Below are 26,756 nucleotides of genomic sequence, written 5' to 3' on the forward strand. Positions count from 1 at the left end.
GTCCGAAAACCCTGCTTCGCTTTCAAGCGATGCCGCGCATCGGAAGCGGGGCATCGCCTCACCCAATGAGCAATGATTTTGCGTCGATTCCAGTCGACTGAAATCGCAGCTTGGCTTGACCCCCGCGCAGAGGCCCAGCAAACTTGCGCTGAACAGGATGAATGCGGGTGACAGCATTGGACAACGCTCTTTGGCGCGGCGGGTGGACAACCCGCCTTAGGATCGGCAGCGGCCTCGTTCTATTCACCTTCGCATTTTTTCATTTCATAAATATTGGCTTAGGCCTTTTTCACACCGACTATCTTCACGGCATGCAAGACGGGCGGCAAGCGATCACCCGCCACAACTTAATAAGCGCGCTTTTCTACGCGGCATTGTTCGTACATGCTGGCTTGGCCCTTGCTTCAATCGCTCAGCGCAGAACCCTGCGCATGCCTATTGGTTCCGCTTTGCAGATCGTGCTCGGACTACTGATCCCGCTGCAATTGATCTCGCACATCGTCCAGACGCGCGTTGCTCATGAGGTCTACGATGTCAATGACGAGATGGGCTATATCATTGTCCTGATGTGGCCCAACTCGGCGATATGGATGCAGAGCCTTTTGTTACTAATCGTTTGGGTACATGGCTGCATCGGCCTGCACATGTGGTTGCGACTGACCCATTGGTGGCGCAACACGGTGCCTTATCTGATCGGGTTGGCGGTGTTCATACCGTCCTTTGCGCTAGCCGGGTTGCTGACCGAGGGTCGACGCATCTGGTCCGATTTTTCAGACGAATTTCTGCGCGAACAGTATGTTGAACACTACAATTGGCCGTCACCCGAGGCGTTCCAAACCATGTTCAGCATTAAAGACAATGCTCTGATTGCGTTTTGGTTCGCGTTGGGTGCAACGGCCTTGTTCTATGTTGGCCGCAAATTGTGGCGGCGCAGACACTCGGTGCGTATCACTTATGCACGAGGGCCCGAAGTCGTGGCAGAAAAAGGCATGACTCTGTTGGAGATATCCCAAGCCAACGGCGTTCCACACACCGCGCTATGCGGCGGCAAAGGGCGGTGCACCACCTGTCGCGTCATTGTCGAGGATGGGGCAGACAGCTTGCCTCCGGCTGGCGATGTCGAAGCGCGCAGCCTGGCTGCCGTTGGCGCATCCGGACAAACAAGGCTGGCGTGCCAAATTCGCCCAACCGAACCACTCACTGTTTTTCGCGTTTTCAGACCCGATGGTGGCCGCAATCGCGGGCACGCAAGTCAGGGACAGGAACGACAACTGGCTGTTTTGTTTCTGGACATGCGCGGTTTTACTGCGCGCACCACTGGGCAGCTGCCCTATGACATCGTCTTTCTGCTGAACCGTTTTTTTGACGCGATTGTCCCGGCGATCACCGCCGAGGGTGGAGTTGTGGACAAATACATGGGTGACGGGCTGCTCGCGGTTTTTGAAAAACGTGATGCCTCCAGCTCAGCCCGCGCCGGGTTGAAGGCTGCGATCGACATCAGCCGGGCGCTGGACAGGTTCAACGAGCAATTGGAAGCGGAAGGTAGCCCCCGGATTCGCATCGGGATGGGGTTGCATCTGGGTGATCTGGTCTTGGGTGAGATTGGCGCGGCCGGCCACGCGTCACGGACCATCATCGGCGACGCAGTGAACGTTGCGAGCCGCCTTGAGAGCGAAACCAAGGCGTTAGGTGTTGAGTTACTGGTCTCAGACGAGCTGATTCAGGCAGCAGACGTTGCAATCAACCCGGATGAGGTGCGCTTGTTTCAGCTGCGCGGCGTCACGCAACCTGTTCCTGCCCTACCAGTGGCCCGCGCATCAGACTTGGACCAATCAGTCCATGGTATGGAACACATATACTCAGGCTGATTGGATTGTTGCCACTTGGCGGAACCAAAGTCGCGTTTTCGGCGCCTGACCGGAAATTCCTTCCCTTCCGGTGAAAATCAGCGCATATCGTCCTTTGTTTCATTGATGTCGGTGGACTCCGCTTAATAGTCGGGGCAAATGCCCTGCAAACCGCCTGGAATCACCGGCAATACAAAACTGCTATAAGAGTATTCTGATGACGATGTTAAGCAATTTGGCCCCAATCCCCGAACTTTATGTGTCGTATGACTCGGCCCTGAAATTGAAAGTCGAAGCCGCAGACCTGACCAGTTGGGACCTGAGCCCACGCCAGATCTGCGATCTGGAGCTGTTGATGAACGGTGGGTTCAACCCACTCAAAGGGTTCCTTGGTGAAGCAGATTACGACAACGTGGTCGAGAATATGCGTTTGGCAGACGGGACGCTTTGGCCGATGCCAATCACTTTGGACGTCAGCGAAGACTTTGCAGAAAAAATTGAGCTGGGTCAGGACATCGCCCTGCGCGATCAGGAAGGTGTCATTCTGGGCACCATGACCGTCACCGACCGCTGGACGCCGAACAAGGCGCGCGAGGCTGAAAAAGTCTTTGGCGCCGACGATGATGCACACCCGGCGGTGAACTACCTGCACAACCATGCTGGCAAGGTCTATCTGGGCGGCCCCGTGGTCGGCATCCAGCAACCGGTTCACTATGACTTCCGCGCGCGCCGCGACACACCAAACGAACTGCGTGCTTATTTCCGCAAGCTGGGCTGGCGTCGCATCGTGGCGTTCCAAACCCGCAACCCGCTGCACCGTGCGCATCAGGAACTGACCTTCCGCGCCGCCAAAGAAGCTCAGGCCAACCTTCTGATCCATCCGGTTGTCGGCATGACCAAGCCCGGCGACGTGGACCATTTCACCCGCGTCCGCTGCTACGAGGCGGTGTTGGACAAATACCCAGCCTCGACCACCTCGATGTCGCTGCTGAACCTGGCGATGCGCATGGCGGGCCCGCGTGAGGCGGTCTGGCACGGCCTGATCCGCGCCAACCACGGGTGCACTCACTTCATCGTTGGCCGAGACCACGCCGGCCCCGGAAAGAATGCGGCCGGTGAGGACTTTTATGGCCCCTATGATGCGCAGGACCTGTTCCGCCAGTTCCAGGATGAGATCGGCGTTGAAATGGTCGATTTCAAACACATGGTCTATGTGCAGGAACGTGCCCAGTACGAGCCTAATGACGAGATCGAAGACAAAGAAAACGTCACAATCCTCAATATCTCGGGCACCGAACTGCGCCGCCGCTTGTCTGAAGGTTTGGAAATCCCCGAATGGTTCAGCTTCCCCGAGGTTGTGACCGAGCTGCGCAAGACCAAACCGCCGCGCAGCCAGCAAGGGTTTACCGTCTTCTTTACTGGCTTCTCGGGCTCAGGCAAGTCGACCATCGCCAACGCGCTTATGGTCAAACTGATGGAGATGGGTGGGCGTCCTGTCACCTTGCTGGACGGCGACATCGTCCGGAAAAACCTGTCGTCGGAATTGGGCTTTTCGAAAGAGCATCGTGACCTGAACATCCGCCGCATCGGTTATGTGGCCAGCGAAATCACCAAGAATGGTGGTATCGCAATCTGCGCGCCAATTGCACCCTATGCCACGACCCGCCGCGCGGTGCGTGAAGACATCGAACAGTTCGGCGCGTTTTGTGAAGTGCATGTGGCAACCAGCATCGAAGAATGCGAACGCCGCGACCGTAAGGGTTTGTACAAGCTGGCAAGGGAGGGCAAGATCAAGGAATTCACTGGCATCTCGGACCCTTATGACGTTCCAGCCAACCCCGAACTGAGCGTAGAGACCGAAAATGTTGAAGTCGACAATTGCGCCCATCAGGTTCTGCTGAAGCTCGAAAGTATGGGCCTGATCGCAGGCTAGTAGACCCGCGCGACGAAAAAATCAAAGGGCAGCGCTTGAACAAAGCACTGCCCTTCTCATTTTTAGTTTCGGCCGTTTGCGATTGTGTTCGCAACATCGTTGGCATCAATCGGCGCGCCAGAAGCCCGCAATAGATCGCCAACCTCCCAGTCCCCGCCGTTCACGGGTGCCGGATTGTCCAGCAGCGACATCAGATCGGCGTCGTCATTTGGCTTCCAGTTCGGCATGTTGCGCACAAAGGACATCGGATCGCCGTCCAGCAACCCTCCGAACACCTCAGCAACGATGGTACCACCCACTGCCCCGAGCATGCGACCCGAGTTGTTTGCCGGAAGAATTTGGCTTTCTTTCAAAATGTAGTGCCACAAGATATCCTCATGAGGATCGTTGATCGCATGCGGTGTCAAACCCATCCGCTGTGCCACATCAGAGCCTTTTGGCAACTCCAGACGCATTGAGCGTAACAGATTCAGGAAGGCCAGCATGTTGGGCTTGGGTGCCGGGCCTTCATCCAACGCAAAGACCGCCGACGACAGCTTTGTGTCAATCCGTCTGGCAGGCTGCGGGAAAGGTCCGCCTGAATTGATGTCGAAGAACCAATCCCATTGCACCGTATGGCGATGCGGGAAGGAGCGGAAACCGCGCAGGTCGTGGCGGATTTTTCCTTGGTTATCCTCGGGGCCATCGGGGTGGAAGATCGGCAGCTCTTTTCCAAATCCAAGCCCGGTATCGTTATCATCGTTAACGTTGACCTGATATCCTGGACGTATCAGTGAATGGCCAAAGCGATAGGCCGCCACAGAAAACTCGACCGGCATAAACGGCTGATAGTTCCAATCATAAACGGTGCCGTTGAATTTGTGGTTGTCGGACTTGTCCAGAACCCTGGTCCAAATTGCATCGCTGACCAGGCGTTTAATGAAGTCGTTCCACACAACGTATTGATAGAACCAACGCACTTTGCGCTGTGCTTCCTGAAACCTTTCGCCGTCAAAACCGAACTCGGTCGTCTCATCATCCGGATCACCGGTTGCCAGCTTCTGCATGACCCGGTTGTGCAGTCGCAACATGGCCAACTGGAACTGGGAAACGATCACATTCTCATCGTTTCGCATGTCGCCAATAATGGCGCGCCCCTGCCGGTTGCGCAGAAGGTCCGGTTCTTTCGAACCCGCGATGTCCTTGTCGCCCGTCCAGTCCTTCTCAGTTGTCCCAAGCAGGAACACGCCACCACGATTCTTGTCGTACATAAAAGGTTCATCTGCCGGGCCTTCGCCATAGAGACAATCCAGATCAAGGCGTGGCGTGCGAAAGTTTTCAAGCTTCTCAGGATCGCTTTGACGCATCAGAGACGAGGTTGGGTCAAACGTGATGTCGTGATCCACGAACTGACCAAAATAGGTGTAACCCGCGGGCAGATTTGCATTGTCCAGGTTGTCTTGCCCGGCCGTTTCGCTCATCTCGTTAGTCGCAAAATCGCGTAACGCTGCGACGGCTGTGGCGTCATCGCCATGGGGGGACCGCCACGGTGGAAGTTCACGAAACAACCTTCCGAATGGACCTTTGTAGTTCTTGGATCTGGGGAGGCTGGTAATGCCATACCTGGATGACGAAACGCTCATCAAAGTGCTCCTAAAATAATACTCGTTACTATTCAAACGGCCCCTCATCGGGCGCAAAATTGACAAAATTTAGTTCTCAAAAATGCCGCCCGAACCCGCAAAATACCGGGACGACCGCGAAACAATGTTACCACGAAACGCGTGGAAACGATAGATTCATAAGTTATCCGCGCAAAAAACAGCCAGTGCTTGCAGTTCGTTCAATCATTGCAATTGCTTGCACCAAGGGACAATCATCCGTCGCACGCCAGGATGAAATCTCGGCCCGAAGTATTTTCACCGCTCGTCTTTCGAATTCTCAATAGTCCACGGCCTGCGTTTGGGCACTTTTTTGACGCCGTCAGACGCATTTTATTGTACTCTGGGCTGGCGGTATTGATGGCTGTTTGAATATCGTCGTGCGTTTCGCGCAGAATCATGCCGGCAGTGTCAAAGAAATCACCGATGTTGGGGCCCTCCCGCTAGATCGGTACGGAAAGATACAGAACCGCATTGGTCAGTTCTCGTGAGAGATAGTCCCTCTCGCACACCCACTCGAGGACCGAATGACGCAATTAATGCCCCGCGAGATCTCGCTTGGCTCAGGTGGTCAAGGAACAGAACTTGGTCCTTTCGGACAACAATTAGCCCCATCCCGGGACCTTCGTCACGCCATAGCGCAGAAGGGAATAGCTGCCTGAGTCATCAGAATTGATCAGGCAGATTGACCTGCCCGCGCATCAAGACATGGCCGCGACCTGCAACCTTGATCCCTGTCATTGCGTCGGGCGGGCCAACCCGGGTTACTGTCGCCTGACCGGGGCGACCCATATCGTGGCCTTGTTCAGCGGTGAACGTGTCTTTGTCCATCAGACCGTATTTCCACAGATAAGCAGCCATGGCACCCGTCGCGGATCCGGTAAAAGGATCCTCCGGCGGGCTAGGTGGTGCCAGCAATAGACGCGAGAACGTGTCACCCCCAGCCGTTGCACCCTGAAGTGTCACCAGAAACGGCTCGGCCATATCCGAGCCCGAATAGCCCGCGGCGGCAGCGACTTCGCGCAGCGGACCTTCAGCCAAACGCGCTGCTCGCAATGCTTCATGATCACGCAAAACAGTGATGCAGAACGGCAACCCGGTTGACACCATCTGCGGCGGAGAAATGATCGCGTCCTCACTCAGCCCAATCGCAGAGGCAACAAGGTCAGCCGAGACATGTGCGCTAAATTTTGGCGCGACCTGGGTCATTTCAATCTCGTCGCCGTTCAGCTGTATCGAAACAAGCCCAGCCCCAGTTTCCAGTATCAGACTATCGCCTGAAAAAAGCCCCCGAGATTTCATGGCCGCAACCGTGGCAATTGTGGGATGGCCTGCAAATGGAATTTCGCGGCTGGCAAGGAAGTATCGAACCCGAACATCGGCGATGTCCGACGGACCCGTGAAGGTGCACTCCACCAGCGAGGTTTCACGGACATAAGCGGTGCAAACATCCTCGATCAGCGCCGCGCCGCCATGGACAACAGCACACCCGTTGCCCCCAAAGGCGCGATCACTGAAGGCATCCACCCAATCAAACTCAAACCAGCTCATGCACCTTCTTTCGGATCTTAGCGGTCAAATCATTGGCAATCGGGTCGCGTCAGTGAACGGCCACGGGCGAAAGGTCATGCTGCCGCGCCAAGACAAAGGCCAGCTTACGATCGGCCACAAGCGCCAGTTGCTGACCGTCCGAGTCGTGCACGGCATAAAGATGATCCAGATCGCCGGCCTGTTCTCGCAAATCACGCGGCAGGTCAGCCACATCCACAGATTTCACATAGACGATCCGGTCGCCTTCGGTATTGATCTCAATCGGTGTATTCATAGCTCTTACCCCTTCTTTATATTGATTGTTTGCACCACGGTTTCGGGCACGGCACGGGTCAGGTCGACATGCAGCAGACCGTTTTCCATGATTGCCTCGCCCACTTCGACCCCATCTGCCAGCACGTACATGCGCTGGAACTGGCGTGCGGCGATCCCGCGGTGCAGGAATATACGCCCTTCGCTGTCGTCGCGTTGACGGCCCCGGATCACCAGTTGGCGATCCTCGATGGTGATCGACAGGTCCTCTTCTGCAAAACCGGCCACGGCCAAGGTAATGCGGTACGAAAAGTCCGAGGTCTGTTCGATATTATAAGGCGGATAACCTTCGTTACCGGCCTTGGCAGACCGTTCTAGAAGGCGTTCCAACTGCTCGAACCCCAAAAGATGCGGGTATGAGCCAAGAGTAAGTTTTGACACGTTTTCTCGTCCTTTTTTGCCAAAGCGACGTTTTGAGCGGCCCCAGTTTCGGCAACCGCACATAATAGAATATGGGAAGAAATCAGGATGTCCACAAGGTCTGGCCGGATTCACTTGAACACACTATCTTGTGTGGAACGCACCACCTTCAAAACTGAGTCGCCCATGAACGCGCCTACCGATCTTTCGATGAAAACAGATGAAGTTCTGCGCGTTGAGCTGGAGGTTTTCCGCCGCCAGCACCGCGATCTGGACGAAGCCATCGAAGCGTTGCAGGCCAAGGGCACCTCGGATCAGCTGACAATCAAACGGCTGAAAAAGCAGAAACTGAAGCTGAAAGACCTGATCCGCCTGATCGAGGATCGCCTGACCCCAGATATCATTGCTTGACGCCTAACAGCCTGACTGTAACGCATTGCCACGAAGACGGATTTGGCTATAGTTCGCGCTCTTTGAAAAGCCGAGGATATGAGCGGATGGGTGAGATCAAAGTCGGGATCATCATGGGCAGCCAATCGGACTGGCCGACCATGAAGGAAGCCGCAGATATTCTGGATGAATTGGGTGTCGCTTATGAAAAGCGCATCGTTTCGGCCCATCGCACCCCTGATCGGCTCTGGGACTATGGGAAAACCGCGGTCGAGCGTGGGTTGAACGTGATCATCGCAGGTGCAGGTGGTGCTGCGCATCTGCCTGGCATGATGGCGTCCAAGACCCGGATACCCGTGATCGGCGTGCCAGTGCAGACGCGTGCACTATCAGGTGTCGATTCACTCTATTCCATCGTGCAGATGCCCAGAGGCTTTCCGGTTGCCACTATGGCCATAGGATCTGCCGGCGGCGCCAACGCCGGTCTGATGGCCGCCGGTATTCTGGCCCTGCAGGATGAGGCGCTGGCCAGACGGCTCGAAGCATGGCGTGAGGCTCTCTCGGCCTCGATCCCGCAGGAGCCAAAAGATGTCTGAAACACTGGCACCCGGCGCAAGAATCGGAATCTTGGGTGGTGGCCAGCTGGGCCGCATGTTGTCGGTCGCGGCGGCGCGGCTTGGATTTGTCAGCCATATCTACGAGCCGGGCGCGAACCCACCCGCCGGACATGTCGCAGATCACGTCACGACAGCGGGCTATGATGACGCGGATGCGTTGACGGCCTTTGCCGCCTCGGTCGATGTGATCACCTACGAGTTCGAAAACATCCCGACCGAAGCGCTGAATGTGCTGGAAGCGCACCGCCCGATCCGCCCGGGACGCGAAGCACTGCGGGTCAGTCAGGACAGGTTGACCGAGAAAGCCTTCCTTCAGGGGCTGGGGTTGAATACCGCGCCCTTTGCCGACATCACCGATCTGGACAGACTACGCGCCGCAATTGATGCGATCGGAGCGCCAGCGATCCTTAAAACCCGCCGTTTTGGCTATGATGGCAAAGGTCAAGCACGGCTTCGCGCACCAGAAGACGCCGAAGCGGCATTGTCCGAGATGGCCGGAGCACCAGCCATTTTGGAAGGATTTGTTGAGTTCACACATGAGGTCTCAATCATCGCGGCACGGGGTCTGGATGGTCAGGTCGCCTGTTTCGATCCGGGCGAGAATGTGCATCGAGATGGTATCCTGCACACGACCACCGTCCCTGCCCGGCTGCCACCTGCGCAGCGCACCGATGCTATCCTAGTAGCGGCCAACATCCTGAACGCCTTGGACTATGTGGGTGTCATGGGGATCGAGCTGTTTGTGACGCCGAAGGGACTAGTTGTGAACGAGATTGCGCCGCGTGTGCATAATTCGGGTCATTGGACACAGAACGGCTGTGCCGTCGATCAGTTCGAACAACACATCCGTGCCGTCACAGGTTGGCCGTTGGGTGATGGGCAGCGCCACTCGGACGTGGTGATGGAGAACCTGATCGGGCATGATATGGACCGAGTGCCGGACCTGGCACGGGAGAGCGATGTCGCGTTGCATCTCTACGGCAAAGCCGAGGTTAAGGCGGGCCGTAAGATGGGCCACTTCAACCGGATGGTTCGTTAGGGTTAATCGCGCATCCGCGCGAGGCATCTAGCAGGAGTATTTGCGAAAAGATGAAGAGTTGGCGCGGCGCTAGGTTATGAACCTGGCGGCGATGTCTCCGGACATGTAGCTGACGCGCCCACCAGCCATCGTGGCAACGACCCGGTGATTTTCAGCGTTCAAGATGACAAGGTCCGCACGTTTACCGGGTGCCAACGCTCCGCGATCTGTCAGACCCAATACCTTGGCCGGGCCGGATGAGATCAGAGCCCACGCACCGGCCAGATCCAGCAGACCGCTTTTGGTCAGCATCAGCGCGGCACGACGCGGACTGGGATAGTGGTAATCCGACGCAAGCGCATCACACAGGCCCATAGCGATCAGGTCCAAGGCACTCGCGTTGCCTTTGTGCGAGCCACCCCGCACCACGTTGGGCGACCCTAGTATGATGTAGTCCCCGGCTGTGCGTGCAGCTTCGGCGGCGTCCAGCGTTTCGGGAAACTCAGCGACGGAGACACCGCGCGCGCGCCACCAGGCCCGCGCCTCAGCCGTTGCATCATCATGGCTGCCCAGACGAATGCCAAGATCAGCAAGGTCGGAACAAAGCACCTCTAGCGCAGCCGGAACTTCACCCCTGCGCGCGTGCATGGTCTGCAACATCTCAAGATGGGTTTCCGGGCTACGCCCGGCCTTCAGGGCTTGTCCCGTCAGACGTGGTGGCGTTCGGCTTTGTGCCAACCGGCCGTGCGGTAAGTGGTCGTTGAACACCACATAGGGCACCTGCCATCTCGCGATCCGTTCTGGCAATCCGGCATAATCATCCAGCATATGGGTCTCAAAACGCAGCTGTGGGATCAGGTCTGTCACCACACTGCCTTTCACAGCAGCAATCGCGTCAAAGACCTGAGAGGCAAATGCCGGTCCACGCACGCCGCCCTCCCAGCTGTAAAACTGCGCCAGAACAGCGGTGGTAATACCATTGGCAGCCAACTCGGCCTCAACCGAAAGGATGCCTTCATCCATCTGCTTCATTGCACCCCGGCGCGGCGCAATATGGCGTTCGAACCCGTCGCCGTGCAGATCCACAATACCAGGCAAGACAGTGTAGCCGGACAGATCCACTTGCGGCCCCGCAGGATCCTGTTGCACCTGCCCGTCAGCGATGGTCAGGTTCGCGCGCGACAATCCGACATCTGGCAGCAAGACATCCGCGCCTGACAAAGTCACCTCCAATGCCGTCATTGCGTCGGTTCCGAGTCCGGTTCTGAGCAGTCTTCTCCGATGCAGATCTCATCAATCACGTCCATCACCCCGTCAAGCCAAGTGATTTGCGGGTCAAACTGCCCGAATTCGATGAAATGCAGCGCTTGCGCCATGACACGTGGATTGTTCATCATGAAGGTGTGGGTCACAGGCAGAATGATGTAGTCGGCCATCCCTTCTACTTTGGTGGTTTCAATCGATACTTTCCCATCATCCGGACCATCAATCAGCGATGAAAACACCGGGTTCAGAGAATTCCGTCCTGCGATCACGCCCAGTTCAAAATCAACCGGCGGCAATTGTCGGGGTATGCCTGCGGGTCCTGTTCCCAGTTGCAGGCCTGCGGGCCCGTTCAGGTAGCCAAACACTTCCCAGGCGCTGAGTTCATCAACCAACTGACTGCCCTGATTTGGCGGGCCCAGCATAACGGTACGGCCCAGATTACTCGGCCGATTGTCCTGCAACCAGTAACGCAGCAATATCCCCCCCATGGAGTGAGACACGACATTCGCAGTATCTTCACCGCATGCTGCAAACGCGTCGGGCAAGGTTTGGTTTGCCAAATCAGGGATGCCCATATCGGTTGACGGATAACCAGGGCGAACAACTGTGTAGCCATGGGTTTTGAACAATTGCTCCATGACGGAAAAAGATGCCTCGGTCCGCGCAAGACCATGCAGTAGGATCACGCATTTCGCGCTAACTGCGGCAGGGAAAAGGCAAAAGAGGAAGGCGAACAGGAATCTCATACCCGCCAGATAAAGCCTATCCTTCGGCAATGAAAGACCTAGCCACGCCGGGGTCGCGCGACGGCCAATGCTATGCCGCCGAGGACGAGCGCTGCCCCCACGACCAAACGTGGTCCGGCTGTTTCGCCAAGCAGTATGACACCAGCGACAATAGCAATAACCGGAACGCTAAGTTGCACAACAGCCGCTGTTGACGGGACAAGCTGTGGCAGCACGCGATACCAAAGCGCATAGCCCAGCCCTGAGGTCACACCACCCGACAGCGCGGCCAAGACGTATCCAAACACGCTCATTTGCCAAGCCTCGCCAAGGGCCAGCAAAGCCACGGCTGTCACGGGCAGTGCCACAACAAAGTTGGCAGCCGTCCCTTCCAACGCATCCGGTTCGGATCTTCCGGCAAGCGAGTAAATGGCCCAGCCGACGCCTGCCGTGACCATCAAGACCGCCCCGACCAGATCCACCTGGATCGCGCCGGATGGCCACAAGACCCAGGCCAACCCGCCCAGCGCCAGTCCGGCGCCCGCAAGCTGCTTAGCTGTCGGTATTGTTCCTGTCAGAGAAGTGGCGGCAAACATCGTGATCTGCACCACCCCGAAAAGGATCAAGGCACCCAGCCCTGCGTCGAGCGTCAGATAGGCCACGGAAAACCCGATCATGTAAAGCGACAGAGACCCAGCCCCGACGATCCGTCTACGGTTGCTCAGGGTCAAACGACCACCGCGCAATTTCACCAAACCAGCAAGGACCAGAGCCCCCGTAAGAACCCGGACAACGGCAAAGCCGGCTGGATCACTGGCACCGCTGTCAATTGCAAGACGGTTCAGGATGGAATTCGACGCAAAGGCGCACATTGTCAGCGCTATTAGCAGAAACAATCTCATATCAACGGCATAGCTGCTTGCACGCGACATTGATACTCACTTTCGCGATCGTTTTGATCTGCGGCCGGAACTTAGGATTCTAGGCGCAACCATTCCCAATGGAATTCGGAGTTTCAAAAAAACGGGGCTGCACAATGGCGACCCCGTTCAATAGCATTGACGCTTGTCCGGTCGGCAGCTTGGCCAACAGGCCAAGCGCCATTAGGACTATCAGAACTCGCCGAGGCGAATTCGGCGTTTTACATCATGCCGCCCATGCCGCCCATGTCGGGCATGCCGCCACCGGCAGGCGCGCCTTCTTTGGCGGGCTTGTCAGCAACCATAGCTTCGGTGGTAACCAGCAAGCCAGCAACCGATGCTGCATCTTCCAGAGCGGTCCGGACAACTTTGGCCGGGTCGATGACGCCGAACGAGAACATGTCGCCATACTCTTCGGTCTGAGCGTTGAAGCCAAAGGCCGCTTCCGAAGATTCGCGAACCTTACCGGCAACAACCGCACCGTCGACGCCTGCGTTTTCAGCAATCTGGCGCAGTGGCGATTCGATTGCTTTGCGCACGATGTTGATGCCTGCGTCCTGATCAGCGTTTGCGCCTTTCAGAGTGTCCAATGCTTTACCAGCCTGAACCAGGGAAACACCGCCGCCAACGACAACGCCTTCCTGAACAGCAGCGCGAGTCGCGTTCAGAGCATCGTCAACACGATCCTTACGCTCTTTCACTTCAACTTCGGTCATACCGCCAACGCGGATAACGGCAACACCGCCTGCCAGTTTGGCAACGCGCTCTTGCAGCTTCTCACGGTCGTAGTCGCTGGTGGTTTCTTCGATCTGGGTACGGATCTGGCTAACGCGGGCTTCGATCTCGGCCTTTTCGCCTGCACCGTCAACGATGGTTGTTTCGTCTTTGGTGATCTCGATTTTCTTGGCGGTGCCCAGCATGTCCATAGTTACGGACTCAAGCTTCATGCCCAGATCTTCAGAGATAACCTGACCACCGGTCAGGATAGCGATATCCTGCAGCATGGCCTTACGACGATCGCCGAAGCCCGGTGCTTTGACAGCAGCAATTTTCAGGCCGCCGCGCAGTTTGTTGACAACCAGAGTTGCCAGCGCTTCGCCTTCAACATCCTCGGCAATGATCAGCAGCGGCTTTTGCGACTGGATCACCTGCTCTAGCAGCGGAACCATCGGCTGCAGCGAGGACAGTTTCTTTTCGTGCAGCAGGATCATGCAGTCATCAAGGTCTGCGATCATCTTGTCTGCGTTGGTGACGAAGTAAGGCGACAGGTAGCCACGGTCGAACTGCATACCTTCGACAACGTCGGTCTCGGTTTCCAGACCTTTGTTTTCTTCGACGGTGATAACCCCTTCGTTGCCAACCTTCTGCATCGCGTCTGCGATCTGCTGACCAATTTCGGCTTCGCCGTTGGCCGAGATGGTGCCAACCTGAGCGACTTCTGCCGAGTCTTTGACTTCACGCGCCATCTCTTTGATGCCTTCAACGACCTTGGCAGTTGCCAGGTCGATGCCGCGCTTCAGGTCCATCGGGTTCAGGCCCGCTGCAACCTGCTTCAGGCCTTCTTTGACGATGGACTGAGCCAGAACTGTTGCGGTGGTGGTGCCGTCACCGGCTTCGTCATTGGTGCGGCTGGCGACTTCTTTCACCATCTGCGCGCCCATGTTTTCGAACTTGTCTTCCAGTTCGATTTCCTTGGCAACCGAAACACCGTCTTTGGTGATGCGCGGTGCGCCGAAGGATTTGTCCAGAACCACGTTGCGGCCTTTGGGGCCCAGGGTTACTTTGACAGCATCAGCCAGGATGTTCACACCTGCCAGCATGCGGTTACGGGCATCGGTGTCAAACTTGACGTCCTTAGCAGCCATGTATTTTCTCCTTGAGAAATAGTTTTAAGAATAAGCGTCCAGAGATCAGAGAAAGCGCAGGGCTTACTCGATGATCCCCATGATGTCGCTTTCTTTCATCATCAGCAGCTCTTCGCCGTCGACGTTAACCTCTGTGCCGGACCATTTGCCGAACAGGATTTTGTCGCCAGCTTTCACAGCCATCGCGATCAGCTCTCCACTGTCCTTACGTGCGCCTTCGCCAGTCGAGACGACTTCGCCTTCGCTGGGCTTTTCTTTTGCGCTGTCGGGAATGATCAGACCACCAGCGGTTTTTTCGTCGCTTTCGGTACGGCGAACCAGCACGCGGTCATGAAGCGGTTTCAATGCCATCTTTGCAGCTCCTTGGGCTCAAAGTTTGTTTTCCTCCCCCCGCCGGTTGGCGAGGCGTTATCACTCGACCCTTGCGAGTGATAACGTCGCATAGCTAGGGGGTCGATTGCAGCGAGTCAACAAGATGAGAGAGATTTTTTGGTTCGTCCGAAATGAATTGGCTTCAATCGGTCTGTTCCCAGCTATAGGCCCAGTGTTTCAGGCCGTCATACCCGTCATCGGTCAACCCGTAGATGCCCTTTTCCACCTTATCGAACCATCCATAATGGTTGTCTCGCATCAGGCGCGTAGCCTCGGTCACTCCGGTGGCCACGGCCACGTCCGATCCTTTACTCGCGCCGCACTCAGCAAGATGGCTGGCACACTTCAATGCATCCTGACGGTAGGCCGTGACGATACCGTGCCGTGTCGCACCCCCTGCGTTTGGATCACCTTCAAGGCGGTCGAATTCCCGCAGCAAGCGTGCGGTCTTTTTCTTGTCCTTACGCGGTGCGTAAGGACCTGGGTCGCACTGCACCTCGACCTCTCCATCCATCCGCACCGTGATAAGGCCCAGCCCCAACCGGCGACACAGCGCGAGATTGTCCTTCAACATCCGCCGGGCACTGCGTCCCTTTGGTTTGCACACCGCGATGTAGACCTGATCGGTCAGTTTCAATCTGGTGATCGCCTGATGAAACAACGCCAAAGAGAATTTTAGCTTGAGCTCGACTATGACTGGGTCAGAGCCTTCGCGAATGGCCACAATGTCTGCCGCGCCGACCTCGCCTTTGACGTCATAACCCTGACGCTGCAACAAAGCCTTGACGGGTGGATAAAGATCCTGCTCGCGGTCCATGATCGCATGCTATGCGATTTGCTGCGGAATGCCAGAGGCCGCGTGCAACCCCTTGGTCCGCCTTGCACACAGCCCTGCGTCGGGGCAAGATCCTGTGCAGAGATCACCCCATCAGGATACCACACATGCGCCTATTCCTGTTTCTGACCTGCCTGCTGCTGCCTGCGACGGCTCGCGCCGCCTGCGAGGGCCGAGATCTGAGGGAGGGCTTTGCGCCCGAACTGCAAGCAGAATTGGATCAGGCCCTGATCAACTGGCCCTTTTCGGAAGGCAACCATTGGATCGCCACCAAGGGTAACACGGTGCTGCATCTGATCGGAACGATGCACCTGAACGATCCGCGCAAGGATGCGATCGTCGCGCGGCTGACGCCAACACTCAGTCAGGCCGACGCTTTTTATTTCGAAGTGACTCAAGAGGAGATGAACGCCTGGGAACAGGAACTGGCCATGGACCCAAGTCAGATCTTGATCACGTCCGGCCCGACCCTGATTGACCTGCTGCCCGAAGAGGCTTGGACAACCCTGTCTTCTGCGCTGGCCGAGCGTGGCATACCCAGCTGGATGGGGGCGAAAATGCGCCCCTGGTTTTTGGGGATGGCGCTGACTATGCCTGCGTGCTTAGTTCAGGAACCGGACGCCAATCGTGGGCTGGACGCGCGTCTGACCGAGCTGGCCAAAGAACAAGGCATTCCCCAATTTTCATTGGAGAGCATTGAGGAACTGATGGCCATGTTCGAAATCTACACCATCGAAGAACAGGCGGAATCGCTAGCGCGGTGGGTCAATTCGTATGAAAACAGCGACGATCAGATGGCCACCGTTACAAATACTTACTTCGAAGAAAATCACGCACAGTCTATCGAACTGGGTCGAATTATGGCGCGTGAGTATTCTGGCATGTCACCCGAAGTGTTTGCTGAGGAATGGAGCGCATTCGAACAACACTTGCTAATCGAGCGGAACAACAACTGGATGTCGCATCTCCTGAACGTTCAGGATCAAACGGCCGTGATAGCCGTGGGTGCAGCGCATCTTGGCGGCAAACACGGCCTGTTGAACCAATTGCAGCAGGCGGGGTACACCCTGACCCGCTCAGCGTTTTGACAGGACCTGGCTAAATTCAGGCCAACTGTCGCAGCGAAAACTCTGCCGGGTGACAACCCAAGCGGACCGCCCTATAAGGCGCGCAAATTCCCATTTTTCAGGATTCCGACATGACCACCCAAGTATTCGGCCATAAGTCCCCCGACACCGATTCCACCGGCTCTCCTATACTGTGGGCCTGGTACTTGAATGAAGTCAAAGGCGAAGCGGCCGAGCCAGTTTTGCTGGGCGAGCCTAACACCGAAGCAGCGTTCATGTTGGACCGCTGGAACCTGCCCAAGCCGCGGATCATCGAAGATGTGGCCGAAGGCGCGGCGGTTGTCATCGTTGACACCAACAATCCTGCTGAACTGCCCGCCAGCATCGACAGCGCCGATATCCAAGCGATCATTGACCACCACAAACTGGTTGGTGGCCTGGAAACCAAAGGCCCAATCGACATCACTGTACGCCCGCTGGCCTGCACCGCGACGATCATGATCGACCTGATAGGCGATGACGTCGCCAAGATACCCGAAGCTATCAAGGGCGCGGCACTGACCTGCATTCTGTCGGACACTCTGGAATTCCGCTCACCGACGACCACCCCGCATGACCGCGCTGTGGCCGAGAAACTGGCGGCCGATCTGGGACTGGATGTTTCCGCCTATGCCGCAGACATGTTCGCTGCAAAATCCGATGTCTCATCCTTCTCGGATGCCGAGTTGATCCGCATGGACAGCAAGGAATACGAGGTCGACGGCACCAAGTTCCGTGTCTCGGTTCTGGAAACAACCGCACCAGGCGTTGTGCTGGACCGAAAAGCCAGCCTGGCTGAATCGATGGTGGATGTTTCGAAAGAAGACGGCGTTGATCAGGTTCTGCTCTTCGTCGTCGACATTCTGAACGAAGAGGCCACTCTGCTGGTGCCCAACGATCTGGTCAAAGGCGTCGCAGAAAAGAGCTTTGGGGCATCCGTTGAAGGCGACAGCGTCGTTCTCCCCGGCGTGATGAGTCGCAAGAAGCAGATCATCCCCAACCTTAAAGTTTAAAGAATAAGCGGGGCCTATCGCTGTGCAGCAGTCAGGCCCCGCAACCTTGTTCTAAAGATAGCCTCCACCAACAGTTGTACCCAGTGTCGAATCTGATGCGAGTGCCACCGAATATTTTTCGGAAGAACGGTGACTAAGCATTGTTTCACAAAGCAATGCTCATCGGTGTTTTGGCGTTTTCACTCACCGCATGCTCTACATCCTGGAACAGGACAAACCTAGATAGGGCTGTAAAACAACAACCTGTGCGCCATGTCGCCGCATGCCAGATCGAACTGAGCAGCGCCGCGTATCGATCAGTGGCCAATCTTTTGCCAATCGGTCATAAGGCGTATGCAGTTTCAGCTTGAGGCCACATATGACCCAGATCATCCCCTCCCTCGCCACTATCTCGGACCGCTACAAGGCCTTGTTTGTGGATCTCTGGGGCTGTGTCCACAACGGAATTACAGCCTTTCCCGAAGCCGTCGCCGCCTTGCAGGCCTATCGCGCCAGCGGTGGGTTGGTTGTGCTGGTCACCAATTCCCCAAAGCCGCGCGCCGGGGTTGCGACCCAGTTGGAGCAATTCAACGTCCCACCAGATGCCTATGACACCATCGCAACCAGCGGCGACTCGGCCCGGTCAGCGATGTTTCGCAGCGCTGTCGGCGAGAAGGTCTATTTCATGGGAGAATGGGAACGCGATGCAGGGTTCTTTGAACCTTTGAAATTGCTACATCATCCCATCCACATCGAACGTGTTCCTTTGGATGAGGCGGAAGGTATCGTGTGTTGCGGGCCGTTTGATCCTATGGCGGATCCTGACGTGAACCGCCCTGATTTCCTGTATGCAAAGCAGATGGGCCTCAAACTGCTATGTGCCAACCCCGACATCGTCGTCGATCGGGGCGAGGTTCGCGAATGGTGTGCTGGCGCACTGGCACGGCTTTACACCGAAATGGGTGGTGAGAGCCTTTTTTTCGGAAAACCGCACCCACCGATCTACGATCTGGCCCGTCGCCGGCTGCAGGAGCTGGGCACCGACGTTGCGGACGCGGAGATTCTGGCAATCGGCGACGGGCCCCACACCGATATCATGGGCGGAATGGGGGAGGGAATCGATACCCTCTTTATTTCGGGCGGTCTGGCTGCTGCGGAAACAAAAACATCGCACCATCCACACGCAGAATCACTAACCGATTATATTCAAAAAGAAAATATCAACCCCACCTATACAATCGGTCGTCTGAGGTAGTTATTTTTCACTTGATTTTCTGCAGTTGCGAAGTAATAAAGTTGCCAACCTTGGCCTGATGGTGGTTTTTTCTTTCACGGTCGATATCGAGTGAGGGCAACATGTTGGACAATCTTCCACGCGGAACGATTTGTATCGAAGACATCGAAATGGGCATGACCCGGCATCTGCGCAAAGTGGTGACAGATGAAGATATCGAGATGTTCGCGCAGATCTCCACTGACCGGAACCCGGTGCATCTGGATGATGACTACGCCCGCGATACAATCTTTGAGGGGCGTATCGCCCATGGAATGCTGACGGCGGGCCTGATCTCGGCCGTGATCGGTGAGCAGCTGCCCGGCCATGGTACGGTCTATATGGGCCAGTCGCTGAAATTTCTGGCCCCTGTGCGCCCTGGTGACATGGTCTATGCAGAGGTTAAGGTGATCGACATGGATGTCGCAAAGCGACGCGTCAAGCTGGACTGCCATTGTTCCGTCGACGGCAAGAAGGTGCTGGTGGGCGAAGCCATGGTTCTGGCACCGTCGCGCAAATTCGACTGATCACCCGTCAAAGCAATTAACCAAGAGATTTCCATTGGAAGGATCGGCCGCAAGTATGCGTCGGTTCTGGTCGCGAACGACCTGATGCGCCTTGATCAGCAAGGCAAGACACCACAGACGTTCGGAATTTTAGATAGACGTCGAAACGAGACGCTTGAACATAGTCTCGTTGGACAGTACCCACGCGTCATGCAGATTATTCGGGATTTCCAGTTTATCGAACCAAAGGATCGCGGGGCCAGTGTGGCGATCGGAAACTTTGATGGCGTCCATGTCGGGCATCAGTCCGTCATTGAACTGGCCCGCACTGCGGCACCAGATGCGCCGCTGGGCATCCTGACATTCGAGCCGCATCCGCGCGAATATTTCATGCCAGAAGCCCCCCCATTCCGTCTGATGCGTGGCAATGCACGCGCGCACCGGTTGCAAAAACTGGGCGTACAAAAACTCTATGAACTGCCGTTCAACGCGGCGCTTGCCGGTTTGTCGCCCGAGGAATTTGCACACAACGTTATCTGCGGCGGGCTGGGGCTGTCTCATGTCGTGGTTGGTGCTGATTTCTGTTTCGGCAAAGGCAGGAGCGGAACCGCACAGGATATGGTTGGGTTTGGTCAGGACATGGGGTTCGGTGTCACGATCGCCCCGCTGATGGAACGGTCGGAAAACGTTGTGTCGTCTACCGCAATCCGCACCGCTCTTACCGAAGGGCGGCCACGGGATGCCGCTGCCATGCTGGGTCACTGGCACCGGATCGAAGGCGAGGTTATCGGCGGCGAACAGCGTGGGCGCGAGCTGGGTTTTCCCACTGCAAACATGTCGATCGAAGGCCTTCATCCCCCAAGGTTCGGCGTCTACGCGGTACTGGTGGACGTGCTGGATGGCCCGCATCAGGGCAGCTATCATGGAGCAGCGTCAATCGGGGTCCGACCGATGTTCCAAGGTGAAACGCCAAACATTGAAACCTTCCTGTTCGATTTCTCAGGTGATCTTTATGGAGCGACCCTCTCGGTTGGACTGATCGATTTCCTGCGCCCGGAACTGAAATTCGACGGGCTGGACGGGCTGATTGCGCAGATGGAGGCGGATTGCGACCAGGCGCGCAGTATTCTGGCATCACTATGACAACAGACCCTATTGATCGGGCAGGCCTGCCCGCGCGGTTCTGGGAGCGCAAGCCCCTGCGCAACATGACCCAACCCGAATGGGAGGCACTGTGTGACGGCTGTGGGAAATGTTGTCTGAACAAGCTGGAAGACGAAGATACAGGCGAAGTTGCCCTGACCTGTGTTGCGTGTCGGCTATTGGACGATGAAAGTTGTCGCTGCACTCAATACGACATTCGGCACCAATTTGTACCTGAATGCATCGTGATGACACCCAGCAATATAGATCAACACGCCTACTGGCTGCCACAGACCTGCGCCTATCGCTTGTTGTGGGAAGGTAAGCCTCTTTACGATTGGCACCCATTGTTGTCAGGTACCCCAGACAGTGTCCACGCGGCTGGTGTTTCCGTTCAAGGACGCACTGTTTCAGAGTTCGAAACCCCCATGGAAGAGTGGGAAGACTACATCATCGAGGAGCCGACCTGATGCATTTTGCGTCCGACAATTCTGGTCCTGTTCATCCGCAGGTCATGGCCAAAATGACTGAGGCCAATCAGGGATATCAAATGGCCTATGGGGCAGACGTGCTTATGAATGAAGTGCGTGATCGCATCCGCGGTGTTTTTGAGGCTCCGGGGGCCGCCGTCTATCTGGTGGCAACCGGCACGGCAGCAAATTCGCTGGCTTTGGCGACCTTGTCACAGCCTTGGGAAACCGTGTTTTGTTCCCCGGTCGCCCATATCCACGAAGACGAATGCAATGCACCCGAATTCTACAGTGGCGCCAAGCTGACGCTGGTCCCCGGCGGCGATAAAATGAACCCTACGGCTCTGCGGAGTTCCATTTTGGCTGAGGAAACGCGCGGCGTGCATGGTCCGCAGCGCGGGCCGGTATCGATCACGCAAGTGACTGAGCGCGGTTCGGTTTATTCTCTGGAAGAATTGCAAGCGCTGTGTGCGGTTGCCAAAGAGTATGACCTTCCGGTTCATCTGGACGGCGCCCGGTTTGCCAATGCGCTTGTTGCTTTGAATTGCTCGCCCGCCGAGATGACGTGGAAAGCAGGTGTGGACGTTGTCAGTTTCGGGGGAACTAAGAACGGGCTAATGGGTGTGGAAGCCGTGGTCTTTTTTGACGAAAGCAAAGCCTGGGAGTTTGAGTTGCGCCGCAAACGCGGGGCGCATCTGTTTTCGAAACATCGCTTTCTGTCGGCGCAGATGGCGGCCTATCTGCAGGACGATCTGTGGCTGAAACTTGCGCGGCAATCGAATGCGAACTGTGCCCGTCTGGCGGATGGCCTGCGCGCGAAAGGCGCCTCGTTTCTGCATGAGCCACAGGCTAACATGATTTTTGCGTCCTTCCCGCGATCCAAACATAAGCTTTTGCACGACGCGGGTGCCACTTATCACCTATGGGGTGCTGAACTGGTTGGGGCGGATGACAACGAAGCTCTGGCCTGCAGGTTGGTTTGCGATTGGTCTATCGAGCCGGATGAGATTGATCGGTTTCTTGATCTGTTGTGACCGGCAGCGGGGCATTTGAACGCCAGAAGTCCTGAACCAGAATAGCGGTTTCGCGTGGATGCGAGATCGGCAGCATGTGCCCTGCCCCATCGACCGTTGCGTGGCTTGCCGAAGCGAGACGTTGGGCCAGCCCGTCGCAGATGGTTGGCATGACAGGATGGGTTTTTGATCCGCTCAGCAGCAGGATTGGCATTGACGCCCGGCGCAGCGACGCGGGCGCAAGAAGCCCTGCACTGTCGTCATACAACGCGGTTCGCACGGCTGGCACAACGTCTATACCCCGGATCATGGCCGCGCGCGTGCGATCCGGCAAGTCAGCCCATCTGGGGCTGGACGCGGAAGCCCACATGCGGTTGAACAATCGGGCAGCGCGTGGTTTGTCACCAGCTGCGAACGCTTCATCAACGGGCTGTGCATCGTTTTCGTATTGTTGAAACAGAGCAGGCGAGTTTTGTTGCGCCACCACAAAAAACACCGGTTCGATCAAAACGGCGCTGCGTACCAGGCCCGGGCACTCAACAGCCAGTCGAAGCGCAATCATCGCCCCAAACGAATGACCGATCACATCCATCGGTTCGCTCAATTGCGCCCTTGCCATCGCCGTGGTCTGATCAAAATAGTCACCTGCACCATCCCAATCTGAACTGCGGCCATGAGACAGCATGTCAGGAGCGAAAATCCTGACATGCCCTTTCAGAGCAGACGCCAGACCAGACCATGCGCCAGAATGGGCTATCGTACAGTGAAGGGCGAGCAGATTGCGCTCGCCCTCTCCCATCGATCTGACATGTCCCGGCTGACACGGCACAGCTTAGATCGTCACTTACTCAGTACTGCGAGATGTCGATCTAGGTCGTCCAACCGATCCTGGCCCCAGAACCGCTGATCGTCTTCGGTGATGTAGAACGGAGCGCCAAAGACACCGCGATCTACCGCCTCTTCCAGATTGGCAGCATAGGTTTCAGCGCCAACCAGAAGGCCGCTATCAGCAAGGTCCGGGTTGAACCCCGTGTTCGACAGGCATTCCCGGATCACCTCATCTTGCGCGATGTCTTTTTCTTCGGCCCAGCAGGCGCGTAAAACCGAATGGCATAGCTGACCGACATCCCCAGAGCCGTCCTTGATCGCGGCGATAACGGCATAAGACGACGGTGCCGAATTTGTTGGCCAGTGAGCAGGTTGAAGATTGAACTCCATGCCAACTCTCTCGGACTGACGCAGCAGCTCCTGCGCGCGGTATTCGATGCGCGAGATGTGCCTGTCTTTGGGAGAGACCCCGCCGGTCCGGCCAAACAGGGCGACGATGTCGAGCGGCTTGTAATTGATCGATGCACCATGTTTGGCAGCGATCTCCTCCAACCGCAGGCCCGCCAGATAGGAATAGGGCGACAGTGTCGCAAAAAAGTAGTCAATCTGGGTCATGTTCACTTTCTCCGCTGGGCTATCTTTGCGGAACGGTAAGGCCATGCTAAGCGGTGTCAACATCACGAATCTGTCACATTGCCAACGCTGCCCGGGGACCTCAGCCGATGCCGACACTCAACGAACCCAAGCTGATCGCTGGGAACGCAAATCTTCCGCTTGCCGAAACCATTGCCCGCCGCATGAGCCTGTATCGCGGTGTTGACCAAGGTCTGGTCGATGCGAGGGTCGAACGGTTCAACGACGGAGAGATTTTTGTCGAAGTGTTCGAGAACGTCCGCGGCGAGGATATGTTCATTATCCAGCCGACCTCGAACCCGGCGAATGACAATCTGATGGAACTGCTGATCATAGCTGACGCGCTGCGTCGGTCGTCGGCCTCACGTATCACTGCGGTGATCCCTTACTTCGGTTACGCCCGTCAGGATCGTCGCACCAAAGCCCGTACACCGATCAGCGCCAAGCTTGTTGCCAACATGCTGACCGGTGCCGGAATCGAGCGGGTTCTGACCATGGATCTCCACGCTGCCCAGATCCAGGGCTTCTTTGATATCCCGGTAGACAACCTTTATGCCTCACCCATTTTTGCGCTGGATGTAAAGACCCAGTTCAAGGATCAACTCGACGAAATAATGGTCGTCTCGCCCGACGTTGGCGGCGTGGCCCGTGCGCGTGAGCTGGCAAAACGCATCAACGCTCCGCTGTCGATCGTAGACAAGCGCCGCGAAAAAGCGGGCGAAATAGCCGAAATGACTGTGATCGGGGAAGTCAAAGACAAGATCTGCCTGATCGTCGACGATATGTGCGATACAGCCGGAACGCTCTGCAAGGCAGCACAGGTTCTAATGGATAACGGTGCCAAGGAAGTTCATTCCTACATCACCCACGGCGTCATGAGCGGCCCCGCAGTCGAGCGGGTCACGAATTCTGTCATGAAATCGCTGGTGCTGACAGATTCGATCCAACCAACCAAAGACATTACCAAAGCGAAAAACATCCGCATCGTGCCAACAGCTCCGATCTTCACCCAAGCGATCCTCAACATCTGGAACGGGACAAGCGTTTCGTCCTTGTTCGAGGACAAAACGCTGACTCCGATTTACGAGTCGATGTATCACATGGACTAACCGGGCGGGGCGGCAGAGTATTTCGAGCCTCGCCGCCAACGCTATGAAATTCTGACTTCATAAGACAATGATTGCCTGCAAAGCGGACCTACGCGTTTACATCGTCATTGTCGGCTTCGTGGTTCAAGAGGCCATAAGTCAGTCAAACATTCGTAACAGCTGTGACTGTCTCTCGAAAGAAATCCAGCAAACCATCCGTTTCGTGTGAAACAATAATTGTGCGACTGACAACGTCGCGCTGCCTTAAGCCATAGAAAAACTGCTGTTCAAAACGGGTCAGATGCCAGCCATCTCCTAACGCGAAAACTTCAAGCCCAAGAGCTTCGGTTCCTTTAGGGAACACTTCCTGACCGAGTTGCGTGATCACCGCCATCAAGGTTTCGCGAGAATTGGCCCGTTGCCAACTCGTGTCCGTCTCGTCGCGGAAATGTTCGATGCGAAAATCAATGTCATCCGAGATCAACTCAAAAAGCGAGGCATCGCCGAAGATAAATTTTGTAAGCGCCTGTCCAATGACTGTTTGTTCCAGCTTAACGGAGGTCAACTGCATGGTCATAGATTCCCTTTGTTGTGGCCATGCCAATCTGCCGCCGCTCAATGTATTTGAAAATTGCCGTTATATCTATCTATGATATAGGCAATGACTATGATCGATCTGAACACATTGCGCTACTTTACAAGCGCATTTGAGACAGGAACGTTTAGCCAAGCGGCGCGTGTAAACGGTGTCAGCCAGCCAACGGTCTCTGCGGCAATCCAAAAGCTGGAAGACAGGCTGAGCACGCCTCTGTTCAAGCGATCAAAGAGCGGACTGACGCCGACACCGCTGGCGCACAGGCTCTACTACGAAGCAGAGCAAAGCGTTACTCATTTGTCCACATTGGAGACCCGCCTGTGCGACCAGCCACAACAAACGGTCCGAGTTCATTGCGCCCCGGACATTCTGATCCAAGGGATCGCGCCCGGGCTGAGCAGTCTGCGGAGAAGTACTCCTACCCTGATCTTCAGCTTTACTGAGAATGCCCGAGACAGCGATCTTGCCTATCTGTCTGATAAGTGTGTTCCAGAAGGCCACGTATTTGCCAAGCTGGCAGAAGAACCATTTCGCATCGCCGTCGCACGCTTCCATCCGCTCGCTTCATTGCCAGGAGTGCATTTGGCAGATCTCGAGGATGCCCCGCTGATCCACCGGCCATATTGCCCGAATGCCGATCGCATCGAGCTTGTGCCTTCTCGGTTGTCTGTCGCGGCACACGCTACAAACGACATGCAACTACTGGATCTGATAGGGGCTGGGTTGGGAATTGCTTTTGTGCCGCAGTCACACGGAGATGGGCGCGACGACATCAAGCTGTTGCCATTGCTCGATGCAGATGCCGGTACTCGCACGACCGGTATTTCACATCGCAAATCTGCCTTCGCAAAAGGATTGGCCGAAAGACTGTTTCCGACTTAGATGCAACAAAACTGCGCAGTGTCGAACAGCCTGTTTGCTGCATCGCTCTTGTCTGTCATGAACGTCGGAATTGAAGTGAAGGTTGCTTTGATCGCTGGCGGACGTTCGCCATCACTAAAGATCCAGCTCTGCGAGGCTGAGCGGGACTTGTGCTAGATTCTAGCTAAGAAATGTCCCAGTCATCTTCATTTGCCACTTCGCCAATTGCAGTCCAGGCGACTCGAATGCGGGCGATGCGCGTGTCTGACCAGGTTCGGAATACAGCATAGAATCCTTCTGCCGTAACCTCCTCGGCCTGTACTTCGGCGCGCAAGGCAGAGGACGTGTCCACGTCCCACAGTGACACACCAATCTGGACGACCGGAACTGACCGGAAAGGCTGGCTGAACGCAATTTCAGTCCTACGTTCACGCGGGCCATCGCCTGTCCACATCTGTCCGCCATCGGCGAATTCCGAAAATAGAACTTCTTCGCCCTGATCAATGCCAATGGGATGGGATTTAAACGTTTTCATTCTTGCATCATTTTCATTCAATTCTTGCAGCCTACCCCGACCTTATGGCGAACGCACGACAA

28 protein-coding genes are annotated in these 26,756 nt (G+C 56.2%); 14 read left to right on the forward strand and 14 right to left on the reverse strand.

The annotated features are described in order from the left end of the window. The first annotated feature begins 176 nt into the window (after window positions 1–176). The gene (locus Q1B21_RS04670; RefSeq protein ID WP_299886764.1) at window positions 177–1,868 is read left to right on the forward strand and encodes an adenylate/guanylate cyclase domain-containing protein; all 1,692 of its coding nucleotides are present in this window, start codon (window positions 177–179) and stop codon (window positions 1,866–1,868) included. A 196-nt stretch (window positions 1,869–2,064) separates the two neighbouring features. Continuing rightward, window positions 2,065–3,780 (forward strand): bifunctional sulfate adenylyltransferase/adenylylsulfate kinase, encoded by a 1,716-nt coding sequence (locus Q1B21_RS04675; protein WP_299886456.1) that lies wholly within the window; start codon window positions 2,065–2,067, stop codon window positions 3,778–3,780. A gap of 62 nt (window positions 3,781–3,842) precedes the next feature. Here Q1B21_RS04675 and Q1B21_RS04680 read toward each other — a convergent pair whose 3' ends face one another. The 4 genes from Q1B21_RS04680 to Q1B21_RS04695 form a co-directional block, all read right to left on the reverse strand. Then, on the reverse strand, window positions 3,843–5,402 hold the full coding sequence (locus tag Q1B21_RS04680) for a heme peroxidase family protein (protein WP_299886459.1): 1,560 nt from the start codon (window positions 5,400–5,402) through the stop codon (window positions 3,843–3,845). Window positions 5,403–6,086: 684 nt separating this feature from the next. Then, on the reverse strand, window positions 6,087–6,971 hold the full coding sequence (locus Q1B21_RS04685) for a PhzF family phenazine biosynthesis protein (RefSeq protein ID WP_299886462.1): 885 nt from the start codon (window positions 6,969–6,971) through the stop codon (window positions 6,087–6,089). A gap of 49 nt (window positions 6,972–7,020) precedes the next feature. Then, window positions 7,021–7,245, reverse strand: a complete 225-nt coding sequence (locus Q1B21_RS04690; RefSeq protein ID WP_298933863.1) for a DUF1150 family protein — start codon at window positions 7,243–7,245, stop codon at window positions 7,021–7,023. 5 nt (window positions 7,246–7,250) lie between these two features. Beyond that, window positions 7,251–7,664, reverse strand: a complete 414-nt coding sequence (locus Q1B21_RS04695; RefSeq protein ID WP_298933865.1) for an Hsp20 family protein — start codon at window positions 7,662–7,664, stop codon at window positions 7,251–7,253. A gap of 165 nt (window positions 7,665–7,829) precedes the next feature. Between Q1B21_RS04695 and Q1B21_RS04700 the strand changes: the two genes are divergently transcribed. The 3 genes from Q1B21_RS04700 (at window position 7,830) to Q1B21_RS04710 (ending at window position 9,689) form a co-directional block, all read left to right on the forward strand. Then, entirely contained in the window at window positions 7,830–8,054 is a 225-nt protein-coding gene (locus Q1B21_RS04700) for a DUF465 domain-containing protein (RefSeq protein ID WP_085821399.1), read from the forward strand. An 86-nt stretch (window positions 8,055–8,140) separates the two neighbouring features. Further along, a complete protein-coding gene (gene purE / locus Q1B21_RS04705; protein WP_299077288.1) occupies window positions 8,141–8,629 on the forward strand; it encodes a 5-(carboxyamino)imidazole ribonucleotide mutase in 489 nt (162 codons plus the stop codon). Then, window positions 8,622–9,689 carry a 5-(carboxyamino)imidazole ribonucleotide synthase gene (locus Q1B21_RS04710; RefSeq protein WP_299886469.1) on the forward strand — a complete coding sequence of 356 codons (1,068 nt, stop codon included), beginning with the start codon at window positions 8,622–8,624 and terminating at the stop codon, window positions 9,687–9,689. Before purE ends, Q1B21_RS04710 begins: the two co-directional genes overlap by 8 nt. Before the next feature lie 69 nt (window positions 9,690–9,758). Here the strand turns inward: Q1B21_RS04710 and Q1B21_RS04715 are convergent, their stop codons facing one another. The 6 genes from Q1B21_RS04715 to Q1B21_RS04740 all read right to left on the reverse strand — a co-directional run bounded on the left by Q1B21_RS04715 (window position 9,759) and on the right by Q1B21_RS04740 (window position 15,633). Further along, entirely contained in the window at window positions 9,759–10,910 is a 1,152-nt protein-coding gene (locus Q1B21_RS04715; protein ID WP_299886472.1) for an alpha-D-ribose 1-methylphosphonate 5-triphosphate diphosphatase, read from the reverse strand. Next, window positions 10,907–11,680, reverse strand: coding sequence for an alpha/beta fold hydrolase (locus Q1B21_RS04720; protein WP_299886475.1), 774 nt, complete (start codon window positions 11,678–11,680; stop codon window positions 10,907–10,909). The genes Q1B21_RS04715 and Q1B21_RS04720 overlap by 4 nt, the downstream gene beginning before the upstream one ends. A gap of 38 nt (window positions 11,681–11,718) precedes the next feature. Next, complete coding sequence (locus Q1B21_RS04725) at window positions 11,719–12,561, reverse strand: DMT family transporter (RefSeq protein ID WP_299886767.1); 843 nt, start codon at window positions 12,559–12,561, stop codon at window positions 11,719–11,721. A gap of 239 nt (window positions 12,562–12,800) precedes the next feature. Beyond that, the gene (groL, locus tag Q1B21_RS04730) at window positions 12,801–14,444 is read right to left on the reverse strand and encodes a chaperonin GroEL (RefSeq protein WP_299886479.1); all 1,644 of its coding nucleotides are present in this window, start codon (window positions 14,442–14,444) and stop codon (window positions 12,801–12,803) included. A 63-nt stretch (window positions 14,445–14,507) separates the two neighbouring features. Further along, on the reverse strand, window positions 14,508–14,795 hold the full coding sequence (locus Q1B21_RS04735) for a co-chaperone GroES (RefSeq protein ID WP_298933877.1): 288 nt from the start codon (window positions 14,793–14,795) through the stop codon (window positions 14,508–14,510). A 163-nt stretch (window positions 14,796–14,958) separates the two neighbouring features. Continuing rightward, entirely contained in the window at window positions 14,959–15,633 is a 675-nt protein-coding gene (locus Q1B21_RS04740; protein WP_299886482.1) for a DUF2161 domain-containing phosphodiesterase, read from the reverse strand. A 125-nt stretch (window positions 15,634–15,758) separates the two neighbouring features. On the opposite strand from Q1B21_RS04740, the gene Q1B21_RS04745 reads away from it, so the two are divergent. The 7 genes from Q1B21_RS04745 to Q1B21_RS04775 all read left to right on the forward strand — a co-directional run bounded on the left by Q1B21_RS04745 (window position 15,759) and on the right by Q1B21_RS04775 (window position 22,175). Continuing rightward, window positions 15,759–16,739 carry a TraB/GumN family protein gene (locus Q1B21_RS04745; protein WP_299886485.1) on the forward strand — a complete coding sequence of 327 codons (981 nt, stop codon included), beginning with the start codon at window positions 15,759–15,761 and terminating at the stop codon, window positions 16,737–16,739. Window positions 16,740–16,849: 110 nt separating this feature from the next. Then, entirely contained in the window at window positions 16,850–17,770 is a 921-nt protein-coding gene (locus tag Q1B21_RS04750) for a manganese-dependent inorganic pyrophosphatase (RefSeq protein ID WP_299886488.1), read from the forward strand. Between the two features lie 358 nt (window positions 17,771–18,128). After that, window positions 18,129–19,004 (forward strand): TIGR01459 family HAD-type hydrolase, encoded by an 876-nt coding sequence (locus tag Q1B21_RS04755; protein WP_299886491.1) that lies wholly within the window; start codon window positions 18,129–18,131, stop codon window positions 19,002–19,004. Window positions 19,005–19,105: 101 nt separating this feature from the next. Next, the gene (locus Q1B21_RS04760; RefSeq protein ID WP_120632010.1) at window positions 19,106–19,549 is read left to right on the forward strand and encodes a MaoC family dehydratase; all 444 of its coding nucleotides are present in this window, start codon (window positions 19,106–19,108) and stop codon (window positions 19,547–19,549) included. A 189-nt stretch (window positions 19,550–19,738) separates the two neighbouring features. After that, on the forward strand, window positions 19,739–20,671 hold the full coding sequence (locus Q1B21_RS04765) for a bifunctional riboflavin kinase/FAD synthetase (RefSeq protein ID WP_299886494.1): 933 nt from the start codon (window positions 19,739–19,741) through the stop codon (window positions 20,669–20,671). Beyond that, the gene (locus tag Q1B21_RS04770; protein WP_299886497.1) at window positions 20,668–21,141 is read left to right on the forward strand and encodes a YcgN family cysteine cluster protein; all 474 of its coding nucleotides are present in this window, start codon (window positions 20,668–20,670) and stop codon (window positions 21,139–21,141) included. The genes Q1B21_RS04765 and Q1B21_RS04770 overlap by 4 nt, the downstream gene beginning before the upstream one ends. Next, on the forward strand, window positions 21,141–22,175 hold the full coding sequence (locus Q1B21_RS04775; RefSeq protein WP_299886500.1) for a low specificity L-threonine aldolase: 1,035 nt from the start codon (window positions 21,141–21,143) through the stop codon (window positions 22,173–22,175). Before Q1B21_RS04770 ends, Q1B21_RS04775 begins: the two co-directional genes overlap by 1 nt. On the opposite strand, the gene Q1B21_RS04780 is transcribed toward Q1B21_RS04775, so the two are convergent. Next, entirely contained in the window at window positions 22,132–22,953 is an 822-nt protein-coding gene (locus tag Q1B21_RS04780) for an alpha/beta hydrolase (RefSeq protein WP_299886503.1), read from the reverse strand. The two genes, Q1B21_RS04775 and Q1B21_RS04780, sit on opposite strands and share 44 nt — an antisense overlap. Before the next feature lie 41 nt (window positions 22,954–22,994). Next, the gene (locus Q1B21_RS04785; protein WP_299886506.1) at window positions 22,995–23,597 is read right to left on the reverse strand and encodes a 2-hydroxychromene-2-carboxylate isomerase; all 603 of its coding nucleotides are present in this window, start codon (window positions 23,595–23,597) and stop codon (window positions 22,995–22,997) included. Window positions 23,598–23,704: 107 nt separating this feature from the next. Between Q1B21_RS04785 and Q1B21_RS04790 the strand changes: the two genes are divergently transcribed. Next, window positions 23,705–24,724, forward strand: coding sequence for a ribose-phosphate pyrophosphokinase (locus tag Q1B21_RS04790; RefSeq protein WP_298933896.1), 1,020 nt, complete (start codon window positions 23,705–23,707; stop codon window positions 24,722–24,724). Window positions 24,725–24,866: 142 nt separating this feature from the next. Here Q1B21_RS04790 and Q1B21_RS04795 read toward each other — a convergent pair whose 3' ends face one another. Beyond that, entirely contained in the window at window positions 24,867–25,280 is a 414-nt protein-coding gene (locus Q1B21_RS04795) for a hypothetical protein (protein ID WP_299886510.1), read from the reverse strand. Window positions 25,281–25,364: 84 nt separating this feature from the next. Here Q1B21_RS04795 and Q1B21_RS04800 point away from each other — a divergent pair, with 84 nt between their 5' ends. Further along, on the forward strand, window positions 25,365–26,180 hold the full coding sequence (locus Q1B21_RS04800) for a LysR family transcriptional regulator (RefSeq protein ID WP_299886514.1): 816 nt from the start codon (window positions 25,365–25,367) through the stop codon (window positions 26,178–26,180). A gap of 163 nt (window positions 26,181–26,343) precedes the next feature. Here the strand turns inward: Q1B21_RS04800 and Q1B21_RS04805 are convergent, their stop codons facing one another. Beyond that, window positions 26,344–26,694 carry an H-type lectin domain-containing protein gene (locus Q1B21_RS04805; protein WP_298933901.1) on the reverse strand — a complete coding sequence of 117 codons (351 nt, stop codon included), beginning with the start codon at window positions 26,692–26,694 and terminating at the stop codon, window positions 26,344–26,346. Between the last annotated feature and the right edge of the window lie 62 nt (window positions 26,695–26,756).

The sequence above is a fragment of the uncultured Ruegeria sp. genome, from assembly GCF_947504215.1.
Taxonomy (GTDB): domain Bacteria; phylum Pseudomonadota; class Alphaproteobacteria; order Rhodobacterales; family Rhodobacteraceae; genus Ruegeria.

What these genes read in the sequence shown, in the direction of transcription:
- Q1B21_RS04750 (WP_299886488.1), top strand. Translation starts at nt 16,850, where the DNA reads ATGACCACCCAAGTATTCGGCCATAAGTCCCCCGACACCGATTCCACC.
- Q1B21_RS04775 (WP_299886500.1), top strand. Translation starts at nt 21,141, where the DNA reads ATGCATTTTGCGTCCGACAATTCTGGTCCTGTTCATCCGCAGGTCATG.
- Q1B21_RS04745 (WP_299886485.1), top strand. Translation starts at nt 15,759, where the DNA reads ATGCGCCTATTCCTGTTTCTGACCTGCCTGCTGCTGCCTGCGACGGCT.
- purE (WP_299077288.1), top strand. Translation starts at nt 8,141, where the DNA reads ATGGGTGAGATCAAAGTCGGGATCATCATGGGCAGCCAATCGGACTGG.
- Q1B21_RS04790 (WP_298933896.1), top strand. Translation starts at nt 23,705, where the DNA reads ATGCCGACACTCAACGAACCCAAGCTGATCGCTGGGAACGCAAATCTT.
- Q1B21_RS04735 (WP_298933877.1), bottom strand. Translation starts at nt 14,795, where the DNA reads ATGGCATTGAAACCGCTTCATGACCGCGTGCTGGTTCGCCGTACCGAA.
- Q1B21_RS04725 (WP_299886767.1), bottom strand. Translation starts at nt 12,561, where the DNA reads ATGAGATTGTTTCTGCTAATAGCGCTGACAATGTGCGCCTTTGCGTCG.
- Q1B21_RS04690 (WP_298933863.1), bottom strand. Translation starts at nt 7,245, where the DNA reads ATGAATACACCGATTGAGATCAATACCGAAGGCGACCGGATCGTCTAT.
- Q1B21_RS04675 (WP_299886456.1), top strand. Translation starts at nt 2,065, where the DNA reads ATGACGATGTTAAGCAATTTGGCCCCAATCCCCGAACTTTATGTGTCG.
- Q1B21_RS04755 (WP_299886491.1), top strand. Translation starts at nt 18,129, where the DNA reads ATGACCCAGATCATCCCCTCCCTCGCCACTATCTCGGACCGCTACAAG.
- Q1B21_RS04795 (WP_299886510.1), bottom strand. Translation starts at nt 25,280, where the DNA reads ATGACCATGCAGTTGACCTCCGTTAAGCTGGAACAAACAGTCATTGGA.
- Q1B21_RS04765 (WP_299886494.1), top strand. Translation starts at nt 19,739, where the DNA reads ATGCAGATTATTCGGGATTTCCAGTTTATCGAACCAAAGGATCGCGGG.
- Q1B21_RS04700 (WP_085821399.1), top strand. Translation starts at nt 7,830, where the DNA reads ATGAACGCGCCTACCGATCTTTCGATGAAAACAGATGAAGTTCTGCGC.
- Q1B21_RS04785 (WP_299886506.1), bottom strand. Translation starts at nt 23,597, where the DNA reads ATGACCCAGATTGACTACTTTTTTGCGACACTGTCGCCCTATTCCTAT.
- Q1B21_RS04780 (WP_299886503.1), bottom strand. Translation starts at nt 22,953, where the DNA reads ATGGGAGAGGGCGAGCGCAATCTGCTCGCCCTTCACTGTACGATAGCC.
- Q1B21_RS04805 (WP_298933901.1), bottom strand. Translation starts at nt 26,694, where the DNA reads ATGAAAACGTTTAAATCCCATCCCATTGGCATTGATCAGGGCGAAGAA.
- Q1B21_RS04715 (WP_299886472.1), bottom strand. Translation starts at nt 10,910, where the DNA reads ATGACGGCATTGGAGGTGACTTTGTCAGGCGCGGATGTCTTGCTGCCA.
- Q1B21_RS04720 (WP_299886475.1), bottom strand. Translation starts at nt 11,680, where the DNA reads ATGAGATTCCTGTTCGCCTTCCTCTTTTGCCTTTTCCCTGCCGCAGTT.
- Q1B21_RS04680 (WP_299886459.1), bottom strand. Translation starts at nt 5,402, where the DNA reads ATGAGCGTTTCGTCATCCAGGTATGGCATTACCAGCCTCCCCAGATCC.
- Q1B21_RS04760 (WP_120632010.1), top strand. Translation starts at nt 19,106, where the DNA reads ATGTTGGACAATCTTCCACGCGGAACGATTTGTATCGAAGACATCGAA.
- Q1B21_RS04770 (WP_299886497.1), top strand. Translation starts at nt 20,668, where the DNA reads ATGACAACAGACCCTATTGATCGGGCAGGCCTGCCCGCGCGGTTCTGG.
- Q1B21_RS04710 (WP_299886469.1), top strand. Translation starts at nt 8,622, where the DNA reads ATGTCTGAAACACTGGCACCCGGCGCAAGAATCGGAATCTTGGGTGGT.
- groL (WP_299886479.1), bottom strand. Translation starts at nt 14,444, where the DNA reads ATGGCTGCTAAGGACGTCAAGTTTGACACCGATGCCCGTAACCGCATG.
- Q1B21_RS04685 (WP_299886462.1), bottom strand. Translation starts at nt 6,971, where the DNA reads ATGAGCTGGTTTGAGTTTGATTGGGTGGATGCCTTCAGTGATCGCGCC.
- Q1B21_RS04800 (WP_299886514.1), top strand. Translation starts at nt 25,365, where the DNA reads ATGACTATGATCGATCTGAACACATTGCGCTACTTTACAAGCGCATTT.
- Q1B21_RS04740 (WP_299886482.1), bottom strand. Translation starts at nt 15,633, where the DNA reads ATGGACCGCGAGCAGGATCTTTATCCACCCGTCAAGGCTTTGTTGCAG.